Annotated in this window: 13 protein-coding genes and 1 pseudogene; 6 read left to right on the forward strand and 8 right to left on the reverse strand. The window is 68.9% G+C overall.

Annotated features, from left to right (window positions below):
- Complete coding sequence (locus OHO83_RS41600) at positions 1 to 894, reverse strand: helix-turn-helix transcriptional regulator (RefSeq protein WP_266666346.1); 894 nt, start codon at positions 892 to 894, stop codon at positions 1 to 3.
- A 152-nt stretch (positions 895 to 1,046) separates the two neighbouring features.
- On the opposite strand from OHO83_RS41600, the gene OHO83_RS41605 reads away from it, so the two are divergent.
- Both OHO83_RS41605 and OHO83_RS41610 read left to right on the forward strand, forming a co-directional pair.
- Complete coding sequence (locus tag OHO83_RS41605) at positions 1,047 to 1,382, forward strand: carboxymuconolactone decarboxylase family protein (protein WP_266666344.1); 336 nt, start codon at positions 1,047 to 1,049, stop codon at positions 1,380 to 1,382.
- An 838-nt stretch (positions 1,383 to 2,220) separates the two neighbouring features.
- Positions 2,221 to 3,138, forward strand: a complete 918-nt coding sequence (locus tag OHO83_RS41610; RefSeq protein WP_266666342.1) for an endo-beta-N-acetylglucosaminidase H — start codon at positions 2,221 to 2,223, stop codon at positions 3,136 to 3,138.
- Between the two features lie 618 nt (positions 3,139 to 3,756).
- Here OHO83_RS41610 and OHO83_RS41615 read toward each other — a convergent pair.
- The gene (locus OHO83_RS41615) at positions 3,757 to 4,974 is read right to left on the reverse strand and encodes an MFS transporter (protein WP_266666341.1); all 1,218 of its coding nucleotides are present in this window, start codon (positions 4,972 to 4,974) and stop codon (positions 3,757 to 3,759) included.
- Positions 4,975 to 5,367: 393 nt separating this feature from the next.
- On the opposite strand from OHO83_RS41615, the gene OHO83_RS41620 reads away from it, so the two are divergent.
- Entirely contained in the window at positions 5,368 to 5,643 is a 276-nt protein-coding gene (locus OHO83_RS41620; protein ID WP_266666339.1) for a hypothetical protein, read from the forward strand.
- Between the two features lie 90 nt (positions 5,644 to 5,733).
- Here the strand turns inward: OHO83_RS41620 and OHO83_RS41625 are convergent, their stop codons facing one another.
- The 5 genes and pseudogenes from OHO83_RS41625 to OHO83_RS41645 form a co-directional block, all read right to left on the reverse strand.
- Positions 5,734 to 6,804, reverse strand: coding sequence for an NAD(+)/NADH kinase (locus OHO83_RS41625; RefSeq protein WP_266666337.1), 1,071 nt, complete (start codon positions 6,802 to 6,804; stop codon positions 5,734 to 5,736).
- Between the two features lie 158 nt (positions 6,805 to 6,962).
- A pseudogene (locus OHO83_RS41630) lies at positions 6,963 to 7,103 on the reverse strand (aldo/keto reductase); the annotation flags it as partial.
- 18 nt (positions 7,104 to 7,121) lie between these two features.
- Positions 7,122 to 8,099 carry an aldo/keto reductase gene (locus OHO83_RS41635; RefSeq protein WP_266676070.1) on the reverse strand — a complete coding sequence of 326 codons (978 nt, stop codon included), beginning with the start codon at positions 8,097 to 8,099 and terminating at the stop codon, positions 7,122 to 7,124.
- A gap of 392 nt (positions 8,100 to 8,491) precedes the next feature.
- The gene (locus OHO83_RS41640; RefSeq protein ID WP_266666335.1) at positions 8,492 to 9,682 is read right to left on the reverse strand and encodes an ROK family protein; all 1,191 of its coding nucleotides are present in this window, start codon (positions 9,680 to 9,682) and stop codon (positions 8,492 to 8,494) included.
- Positions 9,683 to 9,906: 224 nt separating this feature from the next.
- Positions 9,907 to 11,061, reverse strand: a complete 1,155-nt coding sequence (locus tag OHO83_RS41645; RefSeq protein WP_266666333.1) for an ROK family transcriptional regulator — start codon at positions 11,059 to 11,061, stop codon at positions 9,907 to 9,909.
- A 178-nt stretch (positions 11,062 to 11,239) separates the two neighbouring features.
- On the opposite strand from OHO83_RS41645, the gene OHO83_RS41650 reads away from it, so the two are divergent.
- Positions 11,240 to 14,428 carry a beta-glucosidase gene (locus OHO83_RS41650; protein ID WP_266666330.1) on the forward strand — a complete coding sequence of 1,063 codons (3,189 nt, stop codon included), beginning with the start codon at positions 11,240 to 11,242 and terminating at the stop codon, positions 14,426 to 14,428.
- A gap of 177 nt (positions 14,429 to 14,605) precedes the next feature.
- Here OHO83_RS41650 and OHO83_RS41655 read toward each other — a convergent pair whose 3' ends face one another.
- A complete protein-coding gene (locus OHO83_RS41655) occupies positions 14,606 to 15,985 on the reverse strand; it encodes an NAD-binding protein (protein WP_266666328.1) in 1,380 nt (459 codons plus the stop codon).
- Between the two features lie 558 nt (positions 15,986 to 16,543).
- On the opposite strand from OHO83_RS41655, the gene OHO83_RS41660 reads away from it, so the two are divergent.
- Together OHO83_RS41660 and OHO83_RS41665 are read left to right on the forward strand one after the other, a co-directional pair.
- The gene (locus OHO83_RS41660; RefSeq protein ID WP_266666326.1) at positions 16,544 to 17,998 is read left to right on the forward strand and encodes a ferredoxin reductase family protein; all 1,455 of its coding nucleotides are present in this window, start codon (positions 16,544 to 16,546) and stop codon (positions 17,996 to 17,998) included.
- 31 nt (positions 17,999 to 18,029) lie between these two features.
- Positions 18,030 to 18,203, forward strand: coding sequence for a hypothetical protein (locus OHO83_RS41665; protein ID WP_266666324.1), 174 nt, complete (start codon positions 18,030 to 18,032; stop codon positions 18,201 to 18,203).
- Positions 18,204 to 18,220 lie beyond the last annotated feature (17 nt).

Consider the following 18,220-nt stretch of genomic DNA (forward strand, 5'->3'; position numbering starts at 1 on the left):
TTATCTCTCTTGGATCGTGGTCGGGTGCCCGCTGCGGGGCGGTCCTGCGGTGGACGTGGCGGCGAGGCTCGCGAGCAACTGCAGGCGCTCCTGGCTGGGCGAGCCGGGCTCGGCGGTGTAGATGAGGAAGGACAGTCCGGGCTCGGCGGTCAGCTCCATCCCCTCGTACGTCAAAGTGAGGTCGCCGACCTCGTGGTGGTGGAACTCCTTGGTGCCTGATCCGTGGCGGCGCACGTTGTGTGCTCCCCATCGGGTGCGGAACGCGTCGCTGCACGTGGACAGCTCGCCGATCAGGTCGTGCAGTTGCTTGTCCCGTGGATCCCTGCCGGCTTCGGTGCGCAGGATCGACACGGTGACGTCCGCGGCCGCCTCCCAGTTGGGGTAGAACGCCTGGGCCCGTTCGTCGAGGAAGCAGTAGCGCGCCAGGTTTTCTTGCCCGGGACCGTCGAACACCTCGTCGTAGAAGGCGCGCCCGAGGGCGTTGGTGGCGAGGACGTCCATCCGGCCGTTGCGCACGAACGAGGGCCCGAGGGCGATGGCGTCCAGCGCACGGGTCAGGCTGTCCCTGGGCACCCACTCCTTCGGCCTGCGCCTGCGCACGGGCCGGGCCGCGCCATTGGCTGCCCGGGCGAGGTCGAAGAGGTGCTCGCGCTCGGCGTCGTCCAGCTGCAGCGCCCGGGCGACCGACTCGAGGACGGCGTCCGAGACGCCGGCCAAGTGGCCGCGCTCGATCTTGGCGTAGTACTCCGGGCTCACGTCCGCGAGCATCGCCACCTCGCCGCGGCGCAGGCCCGCCACCCTCCGGTGCCCGGAGACCGTCAGTCCAGCCTGCTCGGGAGTGAGGTTCGCTCGACGGGACATGAGGAACTCCCGTGCTTCGTTCCTGGCGTCCATGCGTTCCACGCTAAAGCGCGAAGCCGCTGTGAGGGATGCCCTGCCAGTACGCCCCTCACCAGGAACTCCCTCGCTCGACATGTCTGGCGCTGCCATTGGCATTGCACCTACAGAGATCGACCGACGGACGTCGACGCAGGCAGGGAGAGACCATGGCTGAGAACACAAGCACCGGCTGGACCGGCGGGAAGAACGCCTTCGGCGACTTCGCCCCGGGGATGGTCCATTACACCGACAGGGTCCTCTTCGACGAGGTCTGGGAGCGCAAGGGCCTGTCCAAACGCGACCGCAGTCTCGTCACCATTTCCGCTCTGACCGCGCTCGGGAAGATGGATCAGCTGCAGTTCCACCTCGGCTTCGCCCGCCAGAACGGCGTCACCGACGAGGAGCTGCAGGAGGCCCTGCTGCACTTGGCGTTCTACTCCGGCTGGCCCAACGGCATGGGAGCGACGAGCGTGCTGAAGAGCATCGTCGAGCAGCAGGACTGAAGCGCCCCAGGCGCGGCCGCCGCGTCGGCCGGATGGTCGGCGACGGCCTCCCCGATCACAGCTCGCGGCCTCGGGCGGCGCCCAGGCTCCTGGTGGCCAGCGCCGCCAGGAGCGCGATGGCAGCGGCCGGAACGAGACGGATACGAAGCCCGGGTTCGAATCCGGACGTGCCGGCGATCAGGGCGCCGAAGACGACGACGGCCAGGGCGCCGCCGATCTGGCGGCTGGTGTTGAAGACACACCGCCGGCGGTCCGATGTCGTTCTCTGGGATTCGGTGCGAGATTCGGTGCGAGTGGATTAGCTGGCTACTGAGCGGCCGGCGTCGCGGAGAAGACCTGGCTGTGGCCGTGAGACACAAGCCCAACGGCCACACTGAGACAGATCGAAGACCAGCAGGTCACGACGGCAGGAAGTGCCATGGGCTCTGCGGCGGCCCAGGAGTCGGGCTGAGTGGCCGATTCCGCGATCGGGACAGCCGAGCACGGGCCCGCTGGGCTGACTACCGTCGGAACGGAAGTGGATTCCTCGAACCGGATCAAGCCGACGGGATCGGCGAATGCGCGGAGTTGGCAGGCGATGGCGGGGCGGCGGGGAGTTCTGACCGGGGAGCCGGTGACGACTGAGAGGGTGCCCCGGGTGACCAGGGTGTTGAGCACTGAGGTGACGACGGTCCGAGACAGGACGGTGCGCCGGGTTGCGGGGCGACGTGCGTGGGAGTCGTGAAGAGTTCTTGCACGATTCCCGGGATTCCGTCACGGGACCGGAAGACTCGGAGGGCTCACTCGGCGCTTCCGAACAGGTCGGGCGCCGCCCCATGCGATGGGAGACCGATCAACGATGTTCACTCTGGTACGGAGCAGAGCCCGGACGGCCGCGCTCGCGCTCTCGGCCGTCGCGGCCCTGGCCTTCGGTACGACCACCATGACGAGCGCGACAGCCGCTCCCGCGCCCGCGAAGCAGGGGCCGACCTCGGTGGCGTACGTCGAGGTGAACAACAACAGCATGCTGAACGTCGGCAAATACACCCTCGCCAACGGCGGAGGCAACGTCTTCGACGTTGCCGTGATCTTCGCGGCGAACATCAACTACGACACGGGCACGAAGGCGGCGTATCTGTCCTTCAACGAGAACGTGCAGCGCGTCCTCGACAACGCCGCCACGCAGATACGGCCTTTGCAGCAGAAGGGCATCAAGGTCGTCCTCTCGGTGCTTGGCAACCACCAGGGCGCGGGCTTCGCCAATTTCCCGTCCCAGCAAGCGGCTTCGGCGTTCGCCAAGCAACTGTCTGACACCGTGACCAAGTACGGCCTCGACGGCATCGACTTCGACGACGAGTACGCCGAGTACGGCAACAACGGCACCGGTCAGCCCAATGACAGCTCGTTCGTGCACCTGGTGACGGCGCTGCGCGCGAACATGCCGGACAAGATCATCAGTCTCTACAACATCGGCCCGGCCGCGACGCGTCTCTCCTACGGCGGTGTCGACGTCTCGTCCACATTCGACTACGCCTGGAACCCGTACTACGGCAGCTGGCAGGTCCCCGGCATCGCACTGCCCAAGTCGAAGCTGTCACCGGCGGCTGTCGAGATCGGCCGGACCTCGCAGAGCACGGCAGCCGACCTCGCCCGCCGCACCGTCAGTGAGGGGTACGGCGTCTATCTGACGTACAACCTCGACGGCGCCGATCGCACCGCCGACGTTTCCGCGTTCACCAGGGAGCTGTACGGCAGTGACGCTGTCCACACGCCGTAAGGCGACCGCACGCCCCGGCGCGTGGTGCCCCCGCGGTGCTTGCCGCATCGCATAGGGCCGCGACCCGTGCAGCCGTGCTCTCGACAACGATGTCGGGGGCACGGTGGCGCGTCATGGCCACGTCGATGTCGTCCGCACCTTCCGGTCCATGCGGGTCAGGCCGACGGCCGGATCGTGTCCGTGACGAGTCCGGCCACGACATCGGCCGACAGGCGTGTGAGCGTCACGCCCGGGAACGGCGGGTTCGTGCTCATCGGCCAGGACAGCGCAGAAGCCTTCGCCTGCCGGCGGGGGCGAGGTCTTCGTCGACGAGGCGCGGAGCGGAGACGAAGCCGGAGACAAGGCCTTGCGCGGGGTCGGTGGCGGACAAGGGGACCTTCCTGAGCGAGGGGACGGGCCTGCGCGTGGGACGGTCTGAGGGAGGAGATGGATCGAACGGTGGGACGGGCTTGCGCGAGCCGCGATCGGCGTGCTGAATCAGGACGGCCGATTCGGGTGTGGCTGGTGCCCGATCTGCTCAGTGCGGAGGGCCTGATGCCGGGAGCCATCCCGTCGGGCGCTCACAGTTCCGGCAACTCGTGCCCGCTGTCACGGCCACGGCAACAAGCCTGCACGCGCTCATTGGGCCGCGGTGACCTGATCGGCTTCCGTCGGGTGTTCCGCACGCGACGAGGTGACCACCTCCGAGCGCCGGGTGCCCCGGTCCATGAGGCCTCCCGTGAAGGCGAGGCCCAGACCGGCCAGGGCGAGAGCCGCCCCGACCAGGTTGGGTGAGGTCCAGCCCCAGCCCGCCGAGATGGCCAGGCCACCGAGCCAGGCACCGCCCGCGTTGGCGAGGTTGAAGGCGGAGTGGTTGGAGGCGGCCGCCATCGTCGGAGCGTTCTGCGCCTTGGCCATGAGCAACATCTGGACGGGCGTGGTGATGAGAGAACCCATCGCACCGATGAAGGCGATCGTCACCAGCGCGGGCACCGTGCTGTGGACGGTGAAGTAGAACGTCACCAGCGCCGCGGCCAGCAGAGCGAGCCCCGCGTACAGCGTGGGCCTGAGGGCACGGTCGGTGAGCGGGCCCGCGACCACGGTGCCGAGCGTCATGCCGACGCCGTAGAGCGCGAGGACCAGCGTGGTGGAGGAGTCGGAGATGCCCGTCACGTTCGTCAGCATGGGCACCAGGTAGCTGTAGACGGCGAAGAACCCGCCGAACCCGACGACGGCCGTGGCCAGGCCGATCGCGACCTGCTTGTTGCCCATCGCCCGCAGCTCGTGCCGGATGCCGGACTGCCGGCCGCGAGGCTGGTGGGGAACGAAGAGGGCCAGCGAGGCGAGGGCGACGATGCCGATGACGGCGACCGCCCAGTAGGCGGACCGCCAGCCCAGGTGCTGCCCGAGGGCCGTACTCGCCGGCACACCGACGATGTTCGCGATGGTGAGCCCGAGGAACATCTTCGAGACGGCACGTGCGGCACGTTCGGGGGCGACCAGCCGGGAAGCGACGACGGCACCCACACCGAACAGCGCTCCGTGCGGCAGACCTGCCAGAAAGCGCGCGGCGAAGAGCAGTCCGAAGTTGGGAGCGAGCGCGGACGCGATGTTGCCGACCACGAACAGCCCGGACAGGAGCAGCAGCAGCCGCTTGTGGGGAACGCGCGCGCCGATGCCCGTCAGCACGGGGGCGCCGACGACGACACCGAGCGCGTAGGCCGATACGAGGTTGCCGGCATGCGGCACTGATACGTCGATGCCGTCAGCGATCTGGGGCAGCAGCCCCATCGTCGCGAACTCGGTCGTGCCGATGCCGAACGCGACAACAGCAAGGGCCAGCAGGGCCAGCGGCATGGTGCAGGAGACCTTTCGAAGACAGAGGACAGTGGTCCATGAGCGGGTGGGCGTGGAGGGGACCGGGAAGGTCTCCGACCGATGCTCTGTCGCGCTGAGCACCATGGCCCGGCGCCACCTTGGAACAGGGGTGGGCAGGGGTAAGCCCACAAGGCTCAGCAGTGCGAGGGACCCGCGCATTCCAAGATCGACCAGAACGTGCCGGTGACCTCCGTCACCCGTTGTCGCCCGTCCTGTCATGCGCTCGTGGTGCCCGTCGCCTTTCTGGGCAGTCACTCCCGGACGCCCTGGCGCTGACCGGCTTCGAGCGGCTCGCCGAGGCCATCACCGCCTCCCAGGAAAACGCCGTCGAGACCTTACGCCGAGCGCCTGGACGCCGCAGGCCGTGCCGACGTGGACTCCGCCATAGGCAATGCCGAACTCCTCGACCTGCTGTTCTCGATCAAGCACGACGCCGAGGCGTCCCAAGCCCTTTACGCGGCGGCCCACGGCTGGCCCTACGACCTGCCCACGGCCGGCCCTCCCTCCCGCGAAGGAGTGCGTGAGGTCGGCGTAGCCGTGCAACGCGGAGAAGATCGGCGGCGCGACAAGTTCCAGCGGCCCAACACCGGGGTGAGCCCAGCCGCACCCAGCCGTCACTTCACGTGGGACCTGCCCGCCCGTGCCTGAACGATCACCGGAGGCCGCATGGGGCGAGGGATATCGGGCCGCCTCCTGTATGAGGGGCGTGAGAAGGCCTCGGCGGGGCGCCCGAGGCCGTCACTGACCGAGGGAGGTATCCGGAACCGGCAGCATCTCGAGATGGGCGATGTCCGCGGGCGGAGGCGTGGAGATGGACCAGAGCCGGGGCGGGCACCCGTCGGCGACGGCGGCCGGGGCGTCGGTGAGGTTCATCCTCTCGCGCAAGCGGCCGTAGAAGTCCATCGATGCGAGGCGTACGGCCCGCAGGCGGCGTGGGGCGGCGTACACCGCGATCCAGTCGCCTGGATCCAGCACGCCTCGGAGCTGGCCGTCGATGCTGACGGCTGCCTGCCCGGATCGTTCGAGGATGCGCAGGGCGACGGGTTCGTCGAGGGCGGCGACGATGGACCGGTTGAACGCCATGTGCGGGGCCACCGGTGTGAAGACGAGGGCGTCGGCGCGAGGTGAGACGACGGGCCCGCCGGCGGCGAAGCTGTAGGCGGTCGAGCCTGTCGGGGTGGCCACCAGGAGCGCGTCGGCGGAGTAGGAGGCCAGCAGTCGGCCGCAGATGTAGACGCCGACCGACACTTGGCGGTCTCTGGTGAGCTTTTCCACGACGATGTCGTTGAGCGCGGTGACGTTCAAGGGGGTACCCCACTCGTCGTCGCCCTTGAGGTCCGGGTGTACCGGGGGCGGCCGCATCAGTCGCCCATGGCCGTACTGCACCCAGTCCTCCACGTCCTTGGGAACCTCCAGGCGACGGGAGGCCCGCAGCGCGAGCAGCATGCGACTGTCGACCTCGAACCGTCCCTCGTGTACCGCGTCCAGCGCCGAACGCACGTCCTCGGCCGACACATCCGTCAGAAATCCCACACGCCCCAGGTCGACTCCCAGAACCAGCGCATCGTCCTCCACGGCGAGCCGTGCACCGCGCAGGAAGGTGCCGTCCCCGCCCAGCGTGACGATGAGATCGGGATGGTCGGCGGCATCGAGCTCCGTACGGTCGTCAAGTGGCCCGCCGTTGTGCCACACATCGATGTCCGTGGACCGCACGGCGTTCTCATCGCACCATGCACGGACGACCCGACCTGCTTCTACGGCCTCCGCGCGCCCGCCGTGAACGACGAGGCCGACTCGGCTCACCGACAATTTCGCCTCCGAAGGTGACCGCGCGCCTCGACCGATCCGGCCGGCCGCGTCTCGTTGTGACTGTTGCCCCGGTGAGTGCAGCGGTCACGACGGCGAGGTCGCCGCGCGCCGCGCCGACCGGACGCGCTTTTGGCTCGTACGGCTCATCGGGTGCCCTACGAGACCGCCGTGTCGAGGAGGCGGTAGCCGGCCGTGAGGGCGCCGGTGACGGCCTGTTCGGTTCCTTCGGCCGGGATCTGGCAGACGCCGAAGCCGATGATCGGCATCTCGACGCCGTCGTTCAGGGTGAAGTGCTGCACCCTTCGGGCGCGGGTGGGTCAGCGCTCGAGCATCTTCAGCTGGGCTTCGTTGTGCGTGGCGCCGGCCGCAGGCGGGAGGTTCGTCAGTCGATCCAGCTGGGTGGGGGTGAGCCGAATGGCGTCGGCTGCGGCGTTCTCCTCGAGGCGGCTCACGCGCTTGGTACCGGGGATGGGGGCGATGTCGTCGCCCTGGGCGAGCAGCCACGCGATGGCGACCTGGGCCGGGGTGGCGCCGGCCTCGGCGGCGACGGCTTGGACCTCGTCGGCCAGGCGCAGGTTGTGCTGGAAGTTCTCGCCGGTGAAGCGCGGGTTGTCCCGCCGGAAGTCATCCTTGTCGAAGCCCTCGGTGGAGCGGATCGTTCCCGTGAGGAAGCCGCGTCCCAGGGGCGAGAACGGGACGAAGCCGATGCCGAGTTCGCGCAGCGCCGGAAGGACGCGGGCCTCCGGATCACGGGTGAAGAGGGAGTACTCGGACTGGACGGCGCTGACCGGCGTGACGGCATTCGCCCGGCGGATGGTGTCGGGCCCGGCCTCGGACAGCCCGAATGCGCGGACCTTGCCTTCGGCGATCAACTCGCCCACGGCGCCCGCCGTCTCCTCGATGGGGACGTTCGGGTCGACCCGGTGCTGGTAGTAAAGGTCGATGTGGTCCGTGCCGAGGCGGGCGAGCGATCCTTCCACGGCGGTGCGGATGTTGGCCGGGCTGGAGTCCAGGGTTCCCGGCCCGTCGCCCTCGTGCGACACCAGGCCGAACTTCGTCGCCAGCACCACTTGGTCGCAGCGCCCCTTCAAAGCACGTCCGAGCAGTTCTTCATTGGTGTACGGGCCGTAGATCTCGGCGGTGTCGATGAAGGTGACGCCGACCTCCAGGGCCCGGTGCACGGTACGGATGGACTCCGCCTCGTCGGTCCCCGCGCCGGTGTACGCCTGGGACATGCCCATCGCCCCGAGACCGATCCGGGGAACGTCCAGGTCACGCAGGTGGATGTGGTGCATCAGTGCTCTCCGCTCCGTCGTCTTCGGGCTGGTACCACTTTGGTCCGTCTGCCAGTGGCCGCTGCTTGCGGGCTGGCGGGCCTCGGCGCCGAGGCCGCGGCGGCGTGCGCGGTCCGTCACTTGTGTTCCCGGGTCGGGCCCTGTGGCCGTGCGTCTCGCGGGAAGCGTACGGCCAAGTTGCCTCCGGCATCGCGTCTGCGCGCCCATGCTCAGGGGCCGAGTTGTCAGGGGGGAACAACATGCATGCCTGGGCCGAGCGGTAAGCCCGCCACCGACGGTGACACCGCCGCTTTCTCGTTGATCTGTCGGTGCCTGGATGTCGGGTTCGCGCGGGGGCCAGAGATGGAGGAAGCGAAGGCGAGAATGGCCTCCACCTGGGTGGAAGCGGGCGCTCACAGTCGGCTCTGGGTCGCCGTGCCGAGCTGGCCAGGTGCGTCCAGCCTCAGGGCTGCAGCGCCGTAGGCTTGCGCGTCTGCGAGCCTGCCACGTACGAGACGCAGGCCCTGGAGCTGAGTCGGTGGGCAGTGTTCGGCCAGACCGTCGGCGAGTGAGGACGTGAACGGTATGTGCGCCGGCCCGAGTTCGGCGTCAATGACGATCACATCAGGCGTCAGGACCGTGACCAGGCCGGCCAGTGCGCGGGCGGCCTTGTGTCCGATGTCCTGGTAGAACTCCAAGGCCATGGGGTCGCGAGCGGCGACGAGTTCGTTCGCCTCGACCGGGGTGAGCGGTCGTCCGTAGAGAGTCGCAAGGGCGCGGTCCGTGTGCTTGCTCGTCAACTGGGTCGCCAGGCAACCGCGGCCGCCGCAGAGGCATTCGTGCCCGTCGGCGCTGATCTGAACGTGCGCGATCTCGCCTGCGGTGCCTCCAGGGCCGGTGAAGAGACGGCCGCCGATGACGATGCCGCAGCCGAAGCCGTGACGCACACTCAGGTGCACGCTGGAGTGGACGCCGGTGGCGGCACCGAAGACGGCCTCGCCCAGTCCGGCCAACTGGGCGTCGTTGACCAGGACGACCGGCTGACGGAGCGTTGCACTGAGGCGCGTATGAGCGTCCTCCACCGTGCGGAAGTACCCGGCAAGACGCTCGTTTCGAACGGCGGAGGCGGGGATCGCGGGATGGCCGTCCTGGGCAACGGGGAACGGTGCGGCGATGACCACCTGTCTGACCGGCGAGGAGTATTGGCTGCCGGCCTTGTCGAGAAGTTCATGGACTGCGGAGGCCCAGGGGCCGGGCTGAGTGGCCGATTCCGCGATCGGGACAGCCGAGTACGGGCCCTCTGGGCTTACTACCGTCAGAACGGAAGTGGATTCCTCGAACCGGATCAAGCCGACGGGATCGGCGAATGCGCGGAGTTGGTAGGCGATGGCGGGGCGGCCGGGAGTTCTGACCGGTGAGCCGGTGACGACTGAGAGGGTTCCCCGGCCGACCAGGGTGTTGAGCACTGAGGTGACGACGGTCCGCGACAGGCCGGTGCGTTGGGCGACCTCTGCACGGTTCTGGGTCGGGGCGGTGTCAAAGCAACTCAGGACGGCAGTTTCCAGGAGAGCGGCTGAGCTGCGCGGTCCGCGCGTCACGGTCATGATCGTTCCTCTTGCGCAGGTGACTGCATGCGTCTTCGCCGGGGTGAGACGAGCAGGATTGGTCGGGCAGGCCCGCGTTCGTGGCGGTGGACGCCGACCGCGGGCCCCTGTCTGAGGTGTCGGTGTCTTGCGGATACGTCAGCGTGCCCGGTGAAACGTCCGTCCGTGTCGAACGATGTCTGTCGGTGTGACAGTGCATGCCGCCTGTATCTCGGTAACTCGTCTCACTTCTGGGCCAGTTCACCGGCCAGTACCGCCGCGCCGACCAGTTCCGCGTTCTCCCCGAGCTGGGCCGGCAGGACGTCCAGGGAGGCGGCGATCGCGGGCTGGGCGTCGCGCTTCACCGTCGCATCGATACCTTCCAGAAGCGGGCCACCGGTTGCTCCCAGTTCGCCTCCGATGATGAGTGCGGCCGGGTTGAGAAGATTGCTCAGGACGGAGAGAACACCTCCGAGCATGCGGCCGGCGTCGTTGAGGATGCGCCGGGTCGTGGGGTCGTCGGGTTGCCCCTGGAGCGAGGCGTCGGACCGCAGGCTCGGATGAGTGTGGGCGACCTGGGCCATGATCGAGGAGACGGAGACGACAGCCTCCAGACAGCCTCGTCTGCCGCACCGGCACAGCTCCGTGTACCCGGGCAGTGGTGTGTGACCGATCTCCCCGGCGAAGCCGAGCGAACCCCTGTAGGGCTCGCAGTTCAGCACCATGCCCGCCCCGATGCCGTGGGAGACCTTCACGTACAGGAAGTCTGTGTAACCCCTGCCCGCGCCGCGCCGCAGTTCACCGTAAGCACCCAGCACGGCGTCGTTCTCGACGTGGACCGGCAGGTCGAGTCGGCGGATCAGTTCCCGTCCGGGGTCGAGTCCGACCCAGCTGGAGAGAATCGTGGGTGAGCGCACCAGACCGGATGCGGAGTCCAGCGGCCCGGGAATCCCTACAACCACGGTGGAACCGGCGTCGATTTCGTGGTCCTGGCGAAGTTCCCTCAACATGTCCGCGGCGGCGTCCATGGCTTCTGCCGCGTACAGGTCGACATTCAGATCGACGCGTCGCTGGGCGACCATGTGGCCGGAGCCGTCGACGACGGCGACCTTGACGTGTGTGTGTCCGAAGTCGATCGCCGTGGCGTTGCCCTGGCGGGGCACGCAGCGCAGCACGCCGGCGGGGCGGCCGCTGCCGCTGCCCGGTCCCTTGACCGCCGGATCGTCCTCCGTCACACGCCCCTCGGTGATGAGCCGCGAGACGGCATGGTTCACCGTGCTGCGAGACAGGCCCGTGGTCTCGACGAGGTGCGCGCGCGTGATGCTGCCGCCCTGGAGGGCGCGGAAGATCTCTTCGCGGGTTCTGTTGCGTGGTGAGGAGCGATCGGAGGTCACGTCCATGCGCTGATGATAGGCACCTCCCTTTATTTAGCCAATGATGGGCGAATTTGTTTTGCAGAGTTAACGCAAAACCCGGGAATCGTAGCTGTTTTCAGTTATTGACGGGCCAAAAGTGGCTCCATAGCCTCCTCTTGCGTCCGGCTCTCAGCCGGACTTGGACAGAGAGAGGACGCTGTCGATGACCTTCGCCCCGCGCTACCCCCGGAACAGACCCATGATCGTGGCCGCCGCAGCCTCGGTCGTGGCGTCGACCCTGATGTTCGGCGGACTGATCCCCGCCCAGGCAGCGACGACCGACCCGCAGCCGACCGCCCTCGAGCAGGCCAACGCGGCCCTGTCCCGGAAGGCGGCTGAGCAGGGCATGGTCCTGCTGGAGAACCACGGCCAGGCTCTCCCCATCGCCTCTTCGGGCAACATCGCCCTGTACGGAGTCGGCGCCTACCGGACCGTCAAGGGCGGCACCGGCTCCGGCAACGTGAACAACCGGTACACGATCACCGCTCGCCAGGGGCTGGAGAACGCCGGCTACAGCGTGACCACCAGCGACGCCTACTGGTCCGCCATGACCAGCGCCTACGACACCAAGTACGGCACCCCCACCGGCGGCATCTTCGGCCCCACGATCGACTACGCCTCCGTGGAGCAGCCACTTACCACGGACACGGTGAAGCCGACCGCCAAGACCGGCACCGCCGTCTACGTCATCGCCCGCAACTCCGGTGAGGGATCGGACCGTTCCTCCGGCAAGGGCGACTACCTCCTCGGCGACACCGAACGGGCCAACCTCGAACTGCTGGGCCGCACCTACCAGCACGTGGTCGTGGTCATCAACTCCGGCGGCATCATCGACACCAGCTTCTACCAGCAGATCAACGCCGCGGAGAAGGACTCGTCCGGCGGGCAGGCCCTGGACTCGATGCTGCTGATGAGCCAGGCCGGCCAGGAGAGCGGCAACGCCCTCGTCGACGTCCTCAACGGCACCACCGCCCCCTCCGGGAAGCTCACCGACACCTGGGCATCCAGCTACTCCGACTATCCGGCCTCCGCGACCTTCGCCAACAACGACGGCAACTCCGCGACCGAGGAGTACGGCGAGGGCATCTACGTCGGATACCGCTACTTCGATTCCTTCTACCGCTCGATCAACAAGAGCGACCCCGCTTCCGTCGTCAACTACCCCTTCGGTTACGGCGGTTCCTACACCGACTTCAGCATCCGGGCGCAGAAGGTGACCGCGAGCGCCAAGCAGGTGTCGGTCACCGCCGAGGTCACCAACACCGGGCACCGTTACAGCGGCAAGGAGACCGTGCAGGTCTACGTCTCCGCCCCGCAGACCGGCGCGGACAAGGCCTACCAGCAGCTCGCCGGCTACGCGAAGACGGACGACCTGGCCCCCGGTGCCTCGCAGACCGTGACGGTCACTTTCAACACCTCCTCGCTGGCCTCCTACAGCGAATCCCGGGCCGCATGGGTCCTCGACGCCGGTGACTACCTCGTCCGCGTCGGCAACTCGTCCCGCAACACCCACGTCGCCGCCAGGCTGAACCTCGCCAAGCCCGTCGTGACCGAACAGGACCACAACGAGCTGAACGATCAGAAGCCCGCAAGCGAACTCACCAGTAAGCCCGCGGACTTCTACACCTACGCCGACGAGCAGAAGGAGATCGCCCACGCCCGGCGCATCAACCTGGACCCCCGCTCGTTCCACACCGCGAGCGCCGCCTCCGACGGCGAGCAGGACGTCACCGTCGACTCGACCTCGCCCTACTACGCCCTCGACGGGGACAAGATCTCCTCCACCACCGTCTATCTCGACCGCGACGAGAAGGACTGGGAGGGAACCGGCGCCCCCTACGCACCCAAGACCGGAGAGAAGGTCAAGCACGTCAGGACCAGCTCCGGCAGCACCCTCTACGACGTCGCCAAGGGCAGGACCTCGATCGAGCAGTTCGTCGCCGGACTCACGGTGAAGCAGCTCGCCGACATCGTGGAAGGCTCCAGCGTCGGAGGCACCACTCCTTCAGCCGTCGGAGCCGCCGGATACACCACGGGAGCCCACGAGGACCTCGGCATCCCGAGCATGACCCTGTCCGACGGACCCGCGGGACTGCGGCTCACCCAGCAGATCGCCACGACACCACCCACCTACCAGTACGGCACCGCCTGGCCCATCGGCACCCTCCTGGCCCAGACCTGGGACCGTGACCTGGTCGACAAGGTCGGCACCGCCGTCGGCAAGGAGATGAACGAATACGGGGTCTCCCTCTGGCTGGCCCCCGGCATGAACATCCACCGCGACCCCCTGAACGGCCGCAACTTCGAGTACTACTCCGAAGACCCCCTGATCTCCGGACTCACGGCCGCGGCCACCACCGAGGGCGTTCAGAGCAACCCGGGCGTGGGGGTGACCATCAAGCACTTCGCCGCGAACAACCAGGAGACCGCCCGTAACTCCAGCAACGCCGTGGTCGGCGAGCGGGCCCTGCGCGAGATCGAGCTCAAGGGCTTCGAGATCGCCGTCAAGGCCGCCCAGCCCATGTCCGTCATGAGTTCGTACAACAAGGTCAACGGCACCTACGCCTCCGGCAACTACGACCTGCTCACCGACGTGCTACGCGGCGAATGGGGCTTCAAGGGCACCGTCATGACCGACTGGGGCGGAGCGCACGGCGCCACCAACACCATGTATTCCGGCAACGACCTCATAGAGCCCGGCGGCAAGGCCTCCGACATCGTCAACGCCACGGTCAAGGCCGCACCGACCCTCGACGTCCACGGCCTGCCCGCCTACACCAAGACCGTCCGGAGCACCGGGTCCACCAGCTACACCTTCCAGCTCGGCGGACTCACGCTGGCCGCCGGCGGCACCACCACCGTCTCCTCCACCGTCGACGGCACGACGGACCTGTCGAAGACCCCGCTGTCCGGGACCACGACGATCGACGCGATCAACAACCAGACCTACACGGCTCACCCGAAGTTCACCTCGGTCGACGACGCCTACCAGGCCGTGCAGGACCTGCTCGCCTCCTCCGCGCTGACCGCGACCCAGAAGGCTGCTGTCACGGTCTCGGACGTGCAGCACAGCACGGCAGGGGACTCGACCAGCCCCGTAACCTCCTACACCGTCACCCTGACCGGTAACTACCCTGCGGCCGGCGCGTACACGATGCGACTGGGTGACCTGCAGCGCAGCGCGATCCGGATCCTCACCACGGCGTCCAAGACCGCCTCGTTCCAGCAACTGGCCCAGTCCCAGAAGGTGAGAGGCATCTCGGTGGGCTCCTACACCGACCAGTTCAAGAACCTCGACCCGACGGTCACCTCCGTCAACGGCCGAGTCCAGCAGCCCCACCACAAGCGCTGACCATGCGGGCGGCGGCCGATCACACAGAGGCCGCCGCCCCCGCGCTTGTCGGCGGACTGTTCATGGGCGGCACGTCCGATACGTTCGAGGGCTGTGCCCGCCATGTCCCTGATGTGGCGGGTACAGCGCAGGAGGGCCCTCATGGGCCCGGAGTACGTAACGCCAGTCGACGGTCCCTCAGCTCGTGGCCGCTGATGCCTCGACGTCCGGCGCCCTGCCGCCGGTCTCGCTCCCGTTCGCGCCATGCCGGGGATCGGCGGGGCGTGTGTCCCAGGTGGCGAGGTCGACCACCTGGCCGTCCGGGAACAGGGCGCAGGTGCGGTCCTCTGCGACGAAGACGCTGGACGGCTCGGCGCCCAGTACCGACGCGGCGACGAACGCGCCGACGATGCGCGGGAAGTCGCAGACCGCGCCGATCCGGAACAGGGACTGCGAGTCCGTCGTGACCTCGTCGCTTCCGGCGCGCAGGATGATCCGCTGGTCGGGGGCGACGGCCCGGGCCGCGACCGCGACGGCCATGTTCGCCAGACTGTCCGAGCCGACCGCGGCGAGTCCGCGGGCTCGCAGGACGGAGAGGCGTTCGAGCAGGAAGCGGTCGCCGCCCCGGCCGAGGACGACGGGGATGTTCAGGGAGCGGGCCAGGGGGAGGCATGCCGCCTGGGGGTTGCGTTCCACGGCGACGACCTTGATGCCGAGGTCCTTCAGCCGCGCGGACAGGCGCAGGCCGACCTGTCCGAGGCCGACGACGATGACGTGGCCGCGGCGGGGGATGGAGCGGGCGCCCAGGATGCTCGTCATGCGGTGTCCGGTGAACCGGTCGACGACGCTCGCGGTGAAGATGGCCGCCAGTACCAGGACGGCGAGCATGGAGACGGCGGACAGGACCTTGTACCAGCCGGGTCCGTGCTCGGCCGCCGGCGAGGAGCCGATCGTGGTGAGGGCGCGGGCGGCGTTCCACACGGAGTCGGTCCAGTGCTCGTGCAGGACGAGGACGCCGAGTGCGATGTCCACCGAGAAGGCCACCGACAGAGCGGCCAGGCTCGCGATGAGTGCCTTGGCCGAGGTCCCGAGGGAGCGCAGCCATGCACGGAAGGACGCCCGGGGGTGAACGGGCGTATGGGCCACGAGGGCACGTCCGTGGAGGTGCTCGACGGAAGTGGTTCCGTCCTTCCGCCGGACCGCGATGACGCCGCCGCCGTCGGGCTGGAGCATGGCGTAGCTCGGTGCGAGGCATTCGGCCAGGAGGCTCGGCACGATGGCATCGGTCATGCTCAGGACGGTGCAGTTGGGGACCGTGCGGGAGACCTCGTCGGCGACCGTGCGGTCGAAGAGGGTCACGACCAACCGGATGCCCGGCTTGAGATGTTCGGCCAGCAAGGCATAGCGCAGGGCGACGATGTCGTCACGGGAGACGACGGCGACGGCGTCGACGGACTGATCGAGGTGCTCGCGCAACGTGTCGTCGTCGGGTCGCGGCAGGCGGTGCACAGTGCCGTACCAGCGGCCGATGTGGGCGGCGGCGGAGCGCCCGAGCGCCTCGTCGTCCTCGATGATCACAATGCGCTGACCCGGCGCGGGTATGTGGGGAGGTGCCTCGTCCTGAAATGTCTGCGGGTTCAAACCGTCGGCCTTTCTGCACGGGTGGGGGCTGCTGTGAGCCGCCTGTCGATCAGTGCGCCCGGCATGCCTGGTCGAGGCTCGGTGCGGGGGCTTCGGCGCGGGCCGGTCCGGCCGGCACATCTGTCTCGTGAGCCGTGTCCGATGAGTGAGGCACGGTCGGGAGGAGCCGAAGACGTGTTCTTTGTACCAGGGTGACGGTGGTTCGTATCTCGCTCCACAGGGGCGTCGGTTCCCCGGCCTGTCCGACATTGTGTACAAGAAGTCGAAGTCCTTTGTGCGGTACGGGAGTCACTGTTGTCCGGGGCGGTGACCTCCCGGCGAAGACGCCGGGAACGCGGAGCAGCGGTTCCGGAGCGGTCGTGCGGCCGCCCGTTCCGGGTTGGCGGCGGGCCGTGGCTTAACCACTCGTGAGGCGATCCTCAAGCCCGCCTTAAGGATCAGCGCGAAGGCTCTGACCTGGCCTTCTTAGCCCGTCCCCGCCCCTACTGTGGCTGCGTGACGACCGAGGCCGCCAGCGCATCCGAACTCTCCAGGTACCCCGCACTGAACGCGTACCTGCGCCACGTCGAGGGTCCAGGAGCGGAACTCCCGCCCATACCCCCGCGGCCCACCCGCCGGCCCCGCATCGGCCGCCCCGCCGCGTCCGTTCGCATCTCGCCCCGCGCGCTGCGTGCCGGCATCGTCGCGGGCGGCATCGGTGTCGGCGCCCTGTGGGCCGTGCAGGCCGAACCGTCGGCGCGCCTCGACGTGCTCTTCGCGACCGGCGCGCACCTCACCGGGCTGCTCGCCGGCTACGGCGTCCTCGTGATGCTCTTCCTCATGGCGCGCATCCCCGCGGTCGAGCACGGAGTCGGCGCCGACCGTCTCGCCCGCCGTCACGCCACCGGAGGCCGTCATGTCCTGGAGCTGTGCGCGGCCCATCTGGTCCTCGCGGTGTGCGCGTACGCCACCCACGCCGGCACCGATCTCGTCTCCACCGTCGTGGACCTCCTCGGCTACCCGGCCCTCGCGGCCGCGTGCGCCGGTACGGGCCTGCTCGTCGCCGCCGGCGTGAGCAGCGCCCGTGCGGTGCGACGCCGCGTCACCCACGAGACGTGGCGGGCCCTGCATCTGCTCACCTACCTGGGGGCCGCGCTGGGCTTCGTGCATCAACTCGCGGGCCCGGACGTGGCGAGCGCCGTCGTCACGCGGTGGCTGTGGGCCCTCCTGCACGCGACCGTCGCCGTGCTGCTCGTCTGGTACCGGCTGGTCGTGCCCATCCATCAAGCGCTACGGCACAGCCTGCGCGTGGTCGCCGTCCGCGGCGAAGGGCCCGGCGTCTTCTCCGTCGTCATGCAGGGCATCGGGCTCGACGGACTGCGGGCCGAGCCCGGTCAGTTCTTCCGCTGGCGATTCCTCCGGGGCGGGCTCTGGCACACGTCGCTCCCGTTCTCCCTCTCGGCGCCGGTACGCGGCGACGAACTGCGTATCACGGTCAAGGCACTTGGCCGGCACACGCGCCGCGTCCGCAGAATCGCGCCGGGCACGCGCGTCCTGGCCACCGGCCCGTTCGGCGCGCTCACCGCACACCGCCGCACCCGGCGCAAGGTGCTGCTCCTCGCGGGCGGCGTCGGCATCACGCCCCTGCGGGCCCTGTTCGAGACGTTGCCGGGAGCGCCGGGCGACCTCACTCTCCTCTACCGCGCGAGCACGGCCGAACATCTCGTCCTGAGCGTGGAGTTGGAGGCGATCGCCCGCAGCAGGCAGGCGGCCCTGCACTATCTGCTCGGCCCGTCGGACGCCTCGTTCGACCCGCTCGCACCGCAGGCTCTGCGCAATCTCGTACCCGAACTGGCTGAGCACGACGTGTACGTGTGCGGGCCGCCCGGCATGACGGCCGCGGCCACGACGGCTCTGGTACGGGCCGGGGTGCCCGAGGGCCATATCCACGCAGAGTGCTTCACGTTCTGACCCGGCCCGGACCGAAACGGAGAGACCCACCATGGGACGCCACCGCAAGCCCGCAGGCCCCACGCCCCTGCCCACCCTCACGGCCCGCCGCCGTCTTGCGGCCGGGCTCGCGGGGGCCAGCGCGCTCGTCGCGACGTTCCTCGTCCTCACCGTCGACCCGGCGGCCCCGCCCGCCCCCGACCGGACCACGGCGACGGCGCCGTAGCCATATGACCCGGGTGA

This window comes from Streptomyces sp. NBC_00569, from assembly GCF_036345255.1.
Lineage (GTDB): Bacteria > Actinomycetota > Actinomycetes > Streptomycetales > Streptomycetaceae > Streptomyces.

Coding starts and splice junctions, on each gene's coding strand:
- OHO83_RS41600 (WP_266666346.1), bottom strand. CDS start 894: ATGGACGCCAGGAACGAAGCACGGGAGTTCCTCATGTCCCGTCGAGCG.
- OHO83_RS41605 (WP_266666344.1), top strand. CDS start 1,047: ATGGCTGAGAACACAAGCACCGGCTGGACCGGCGGGAAGAACGCCTTC.
- OHO83_RS41610 (WP_266666342.1), top strand. CDS start 2,221: ATGTTCACTCTGGTACGGAGCAGAGCCCGGACGGCCGCGCTCGCGCTC.
- OHO83_RS41615 (WP_266666341.1), bottom strand. CDS start 4,974: ATGCCGCTGGCCCTGCTGGCCCTTGCTGTTGTCGCGTTCGGCATCGGC.
- OHO83_RS41635 (WP_266676070.1), bottom strand. CDS start 8,099: ATGCACCACATCCACCTGCGTGACCTGGACGTTCCCCGGATCGGTCTC.
- OHO83_RS41640 (WP_266666335.1), bottom strand. CDS start 9,682: ATGACCGTGACGCGCGGACCGCGCAGCTCAGCCGCTCTCCTGGAAACT.
- OHO83_RS41645 (WP_266666333.1), bottom strand. CDS start 11,061: ATGGACGTGACCTCCGATCGCTCCTCACCACGCAACAGAACCCGCGAA.
- OHO83_RS41650 (WP_266666330.1), top strand. CDS start 11,240: ATGACCTTCGCCCCGCGCTACCCCCGGAACAGACCCATGATCGTGGCC.
- OHO83_RS41665 (WP_266666324.1), top strand. CDS start 18,030: ATGGGACGCCACCGCAAGCCCGCAGGCCCCACGCCCCTGCCCACCCTC.